This window comes from Candidatus Aegiribacteria sp., assembly GCA_021108005.1.
Lineage (GTDB): Bacteria > Fermentibacterota > Fermentibacteria > Fermentibacterales > JCC-6 > Aegiribacteria.
Window position 1 is genome coordinate 1 of sequence record JAIORS010000222.1, and the last position, 1,357, is coordinate 1,357.

At 48.7% G+C, this 1,357-nt stretch carries 2 protein-coding genes; both read right to left on the reverse strand.

Annotation, left to right across the window (positions count from 1 at the left end; translation table 11 throughout):
* Positions 1-3: 3 nt before the first annotated feature.
* Positions 4-1,020 (reverse strand): BtrH N-terminal domain-containing protein, encoded by a 1,017-nt coding sequence (locus tag K8S15_14305; GenBank protein MCD4777206.1) that lies wholly within the window; start codon positions 1,018-1,020, stop codon positions 4-6.
* A partial coding sequence (locus K8S15_14310; protein ID MCD4777207.1) for a hypothetical protein occupies positions 1,007-1,357 on the reverse strand: 351 nt, incomplete at its 5' end. The genes K8S15_14305 and K8S15_14310, both read right to left, overlap by 14 nt.

Below are 1,357 nucleotides of genomic sequence, written 5' to 3' on the forward strand. Positions count from 1 at the left end.
AAACTAACTGAAAAGGTCTGCCAAATCCCTGAACAACTCATCTTCCTGGTTGGCGCAGTCACGCAAGATGTCAGCCATGGCAGGATATGTATTTCCTTCTAACGCCCGTCCTTTGCAGTTACGCACGCCGAATAATGCAAATTCGCGCCACCTATCGCCGATTTCAGTCATCCTCCCGGAAATATGAAGTAGTCGTTTCTCTCCCAGAATTTCCGCGGCTTCTTGTAAAAAGGCCGCATAGATAAAACGAAATCCAGCGCCGCCGGTGCCGATCTCTTCCTGCATCCTGATAATGTGTCCGATATTAAGGGAGGCCCTGGATTCCCCCAATTTTTCCGGCCAGTTTTCAATCCGCCCGGCCAGAAAACGGATACCTCTGACCCCTATGAGGGGAAAAGGGACCTTCAGCATGGTTTTGCAGACATCTCTTATGCCACTGACAATAGCCGTGGCGATATCGACATGATCCGGCACACGGGCCAAGTAGTACATCTTTCCATTTGGGGCAAGGGCACCCTGGGCAAAACGCGCCTTCATCAGGTCCGTACGTGAACAGACAACAGGCTTGTCAAATACAGGGTCGCTTACAAAATATTCAGTGCCCTCCTTACCATAAACGATGATATTGTGAGCATTAAAATGGAACCTGAGCGCGGGAGGAAAGTATGGAAGCCAGTAGACGCCGGTCTGCATTCCAACCGGAATCCCTTGGTCAATAATACGGTCAAGGGCATTCATGGCCTTTTCCGGGTCCCGGAATCTGTGCCTCTTAGTCTGAACTCCAAGCCCTTTGGTCACCCGTTTTAGGATTTGTCCGGTAGCACCACGAAATGTCGTCAATGGCAGACCATTGATCCTGATAAAAGGGAAGTAGCCGAAAAACAGCGCTGCGCCTATGCCAAAGGCCAATGACTCAGAGATATTTATACCATGGTGAGAAAGGAGATTTGCAGCAACCCCACTTTCGCAGTGGGCCGATTGCCGGTGTATAAAATTGATTTTCAGGCTATTTGGGGCCATTATCAAGATCAAGACTTGAAAATTCCGGAATGTGAAAAAGCTGCTCTGCTGAAACATCGAAAATCTTGGCATATCGTTCCAGGATGGAGACCTTAAGACGCCTGAATACAGCGGGTTTGAGATGCCGCCTCACTCTCCAGCGAGACAGGCGGACATATTTGGCCAGAAGATTGGTATCCATCTGGTTTTTCACCATGTAATATGCCAAAGGGCTTAGGTCCTGGGCCTGTATCCGTTTTATCACATCGTCTAATTGTTTACTTATAAGCTCCCATGCCTGTTTATTGGCAATATTGGCTGGTTCCCAGCCAACGCTTGGAGCTAAAATATAACGGCC